General features: G+C 46.8%; 5 protein-coding genes. 1 reads left to right on the top strand and 4 read right to left on the bottom strand.

The genetic code is table 11. The features are described from left to right. A partial coding sequence (locus V9K67_RS26710) for a hypothetical protein (RefSeq protein ID WP_336728136.1) occupies window positions 1-864 on the top strand: 864 nt, incomplete at its 5' end. 125 nt (window positions 865-989) lie between these two features. Here V9K67_RS26710 and V9K67_RS26715 read toward each other — a convergent pair. The 4 genes from V9K67_RS26715 to V9K67_RS26730 all read right to left on the bottom strand — a co-directional run bounded on the left by V9K67_RS26715 (window position 990) and on the right by V9K67_RS26730 (window position 3,553). Further along, the gene (locus tag V9K67_RS26715) at window positions 990-1,670 is read right to left on the bottom strand and encodes a response regulator (RefSeq protein ID WP_336728138.1); all 681 of its coding nucleotides are present in this window, start codon (window positions 1,668-1,670) and stop codon (window positions 990-992) included. 259 nt (window positions 1,671-1,929) lie between these two features. Beyond that, window positions 1,930-2,172 carry a hypothetical protein gene (locus tag V9K67_RS26720; RefSeq protein ID WP_336728140.1) on the bottom strand — a complete coding sequence of 81 codons (243 nt, stop codon included), beginning with the start codon at window positions 2,170-2,172 and terminating at the stop codon, window positions 1,930-1,932. Between the two features lie 200 nt (window positions 2,173-2,372). Then, a complete protein-coding gene (locus tag V9K67_RS26725; RefSeq protein WP_336728142.1) occupies window positions 2,373-2,576 on the bottom strand; it encodes a hypothetical protein in 204 nt (67 codons plus the stop codon). Between the two features lie 56 nt (window positions 2,577-2,632). Then, complete coding sequence (locus V9K67_RS26730; RefSeq protein WP_336728144.1) at window positions 2,633-3,553, bottom strand: replication initiation protein; 921 nt, start codon at window positions 3,551-3,553, stop codon at window positions 2,633-2,635. Window positions 3,554-4,274 lie beyond the last annotated feature (721 nt).

The following is a 4,274-nucleotide window of genomic DNA, read 5'->3' on the forward strand; positions in this document are numbered from 1 at the left end:
CTGCAGGCCCTCCAGGAGCGCCAGGACCGCTACGCCGTGGCCATGGAACCCTTTGACCTGGTGCGGGGCATCCGCGGTACCCGCAAGGGCCATGACGACCTTTACGCTTACTATGGCCGCATAACGCAATTAGAAGCCCATAGCGAGGCTGAACGGCCGAAGGTGACATATTCGGATGCTTTGCTCAACATTGGCAAAATAAACGACCTTTTAGGGGCTCAGCACGATTCCATGACGGCCGTGAAGCTGGAGCATCAGAAAATGAAGGCCCGGGTGGCCGACCTGGAGCAGGCCAACAAGCGGAAGGAGGCCGAGATTGCCAGGCAGAAAGCAGAGATTCAGAAAGTAGCCAGGGCAGAGGTGTTTGCCAACGAGGTACTTTACAAGGTGGTGAACCATATCCCCCTGCAGCCGGTGGAAGCCGAGCACCTGAAAAAGCTGCAGGAATGGAAGCAGGAGCAAAAGGAGGCGGCTGAAAAGAAAAAAGCCTCGTTCCTGGATCCCCGCAGGCCTGACGACCTGAAAGAGCTGGCCAGGAGGGCACAGGAACGCTTTCCAGGGCAGCACATGCCGCCGATGGAGCTGGCCGATGAGATAGCCCGGGTTTACGGCCGGCAGTTCGATCCCGCCGATCCGTGGGCGCACTGGCGGCGGCTAGATCCTGATCAAAAGCTTTGGAGTATCATACGGCAGGAACTGGAGCGCGCCGAGCTGGCCAAGAAGCAAGGCGCCCAGGCGGGCCAGGACAAACCGCATACGCTGGCGCAAGGACAGAAGGCGGAACCGCCGGCACCCAGGCCGAGCGTCCAAGAGCAAAAAACCGATGAGCCAGAGCAGAAGAGAAGAAAGGGATTAAGGCGGTAATGACGGTTTTGTAAAAAAACTGTATATCAGAAAAGTATACACAATATGGAGGGCAATGCTGCCTCCTGAGGACTTTTTTTCCTGCTGATTACTGGTGAAATAGTTCTTGATAGAGTTAAGTTCGCTTATTTTAATTGTGCCTTCCAGTTTAAGCGTAGTATAGCCCTGAGCGAAGACAGGAGTTTCTCGTAATCCGACGGTTTGCTCATGAACAAGTCTGCCCCAGCCCTGTAGGCGGCCTCAATACTGCTTAATCGGGTTTTGCTGCTCAGCACTATGATAGGTAAAGCAGCATAGTCGGGATTGCCGCGTATCTCTGCAATACACTTCAAGCTGCACTTACCTGTCACAGACAGCCCAAGAAATACCATATCTGGGTTCAGTTGGGTGAACAATTGGAATAGCTTAGTACCGTCAGGCATACTGTATAGTTTAATAAGCGGGTCTATTTCCCTTATCGCTTCTTCAAAAAATTGCAGGTCATCCTCGTCCTCATCCGCATGAAAAAGCATAAGAGGCGTCCCTTTGCCAAGAGGATCAGCCGCCGGTAGAGAAAGCGGCGTATTCAAAAGGTCCAAAGGAGCTTCATCGTCAATTGCTTGGCCGATTATCGCTGTCAACTCTTTATTGCAAGTGTCGCTTTTCCAAGCATCGTTGGTTTTATGAAGAAATACCTGAACAGGATAGTGATGGCCGGATTGCATACCGCAGGGTATCAATTGGGCAATAAAAATGCCGTCTCCTTTAAAAGTTACTTCATACTCGACACGAAAGCCATTTAATAAAGCAATAACCGGATTGTCCATAACAGCCTGATTAAAGGTGAATAAATGTCAGATTTCTTACAGGCTGTTTCGACATTGAAGAAAACAGAGCGTAAAAAGGTGATGCGATAACAGCACAAGATCCGTACCCTTATACAGCCAGGAGAAACCGCATGCACCAGTACAAGGCTAGAAGGCAGAACCGCAGGTTGCCAGGCAGAGCGCCCAGGAGCAAAAGAGAAGCAGAGGATTAAGACGGTAGGCTTCATTTTCCCTGTGGTGCCCTTTTATTATAAATTTTCTATAAGTTCATCGGTTCCAGGGAAGTTACACCTCCTAGGACTTTATTTAATTCGTGTTCCATTTCCACAATAAAGGCAGGAATGGTTAAAGGGTTGCGTATGCACCAATCTCCGTCTATTTTTGCTAAACTGAAGGAATGAGATTTTACGCTTTCATCTATAAGTGTAACAAACAAGGTCCTGCTATCTACAGGCATTGAGCTTATTTGGACAGAGTAGCCATTTATTTCTTTAATCATCATATTTAGACTTTTAAAGGTTTATGGATGAACCTATCAGTCTAAAAATTGAGGGAGAAACAAAAAGGCTAATCCCAAGAAATAGCGTTTTATATGCGGCTCAAAACAAGAATGAGGCTATAGGCAGAATAGAAAGGTACACGTATATTCTTGATAAAGCTTACCCCTTCTTGTCTCAACTCCTTTATTTTCCCCTTTAGCCCTTAATCAATTTCCATGGATGCTCTTTCCTTAGAAAGTCGATAGTTAAGCTTTTTTAGCGGTTCAGCAGCATCGTAAAAAATGCCCCTGAGCTCGTTCCAGTACTTCTTTTCGTCCAGGTCGGCAATGTCCCTCATGCCTTCAGCCTCATCATAAATGCTCTCAATTTTCTTTATCATTTCCTCTATCTTTTCTTGGTAAGTCATTATTGGTCAGTATTTAGTGAATATAAACTCTTTTTTCCCTTTACTTTTTTATTTGATTAGATCAGCTTCTGAGCCTTAAGGATAGTCGTTATGTAAGCACCAGGTTTGTCAACCGGCTCTTTGGACATCCGTTTCTTTACCTGCTCAACAGCATCATGAAATGCCGGCATGCTGTACCGGGCTATCTTTTCGGCTATGTCATCTGCAAACCCGTATGCCTTGACCTCGTTTATATGTTTTTGAAGATCAATAGATTCGTGAAAGTTAATCTCTCCCTGTTTGGGCATTTGGATATTTACGAAGAGCCTGATTTTCTCGAAGGACCGGCCTACTTTAATTAGCTCATAGTCAAACCGGATATCGGTATGTTCATTGATCTGCTGCCTGGCAATATCAAGAACCTTTTCCCTGAGCTGGCTTATTTGCACAAACTGCTCTTTGGTCTTTCCTTTTGGATCCTTCAGGAAGAGCATTTCCTTCAGCTTGCTAATTTCCATGACAATGCCGCCCCGCCTTCTCCACTGGCAGCAAATGGCATAAAGCCGCTTGGCATACTTGGACGAGCACGACAGCGCCGCCTTCAGCTGCATCACGGTAAAGTTATCCTTCAGCTCGAAAAGGTAGGGCCTCATTTCATCGTTGAGCTTTATCTCAATCCTGCCCTTGCCTTTCAGATAGCTTATTTTTCGGAAAAGCCACATTTGAGTATAAGTAGTTGGGGTATCAATCTCAATCATACGGCTGCCCATGCCTTCAGTGGCTTCCTTGAGTTGGTTGTACTGCCACTGCCGGCCGGTGATGGCTTCGATATCCTTTACGTGTAGCGTGTAGATCTTATCGGGGCTGTCATCCTTTTCCATCATTGCCAGGGTCATGAAGATGATATCCAGCTGGCAGGCGGTATACTCGTAGCGCCCTGAGGTAATTGCATTGTGCTGTAATATCTCCCGATCGGCGGGTATTTCTTGGAGGTCCATGAGGCTAAAGTATAAAAAACACCTTTAAAAAGAACTGTTTTTTTTAACAGGTAATTTGAGCTGATAAAAAGTGGTTTTTGAGGGATAAAAAGTGTTCTTTAACGGATAAAAAGTGGTTTAAAACTGATAAAAGGTGTTTTTTCGAGGTGTCAAATCCTTTGCTGGCGCAGGTTCCAGCCGGCCGAAAGTAGGAAAGTAACAAAAGTATAAAAAGACGTATGCGCGCGGAGGGGTCAGTTTTTAGGGCAAAAAAGGAAAAAAAGCCCATCAGTCGGACAGCTCAGCAGAGGAAAAAAACGGAAAAAGGAAAAAGGAAAGACCGCCGAGATCCAGGGTGCTGGGCGCGGCTACGAATGTTTTCGTACCAAGGGGAAAAAGAAAAGGGAAAAAAGATTTGGATGAGCCTGACCGTCAATGAATTGTCCGGCTTTCGGTGATAAAAAACGATAAATTTTGAGAGATTTCGATAAAAACTGAGAGATTTTGAAAGACCAGGATCCCCGCCCTTTTTAGCGGATGTACAAATGCGCAAATGTGCATGTGTTGCATCCTTCCTTACTCTGCCGCTGTCGGGTTGGGCCTGCTTTTTGTCAGAAAAGTAACGCCCACTAGACTTTGTCCGCTCCGCTCCCAAAGTCGTGGGCCGGGGCTGCGCCCCCGGACCCCCTGAAAATCCACCCCGCGCCCTCATTCCATGACCCTTCAATGAACTCAGCCATGA

Origin of the sequence: Huijunlia imazamoxiresistens (genome assembly GCF_037132455.1) — a bacterium.
Taxonomy (GTDB): domain Bacteria; phylum Bacteroidota; class Bacteroidia; order Chitinophagales; family Chitinophagaceae; genus Flavisolibacter; species Flavisolibacter imazamoxiresistens.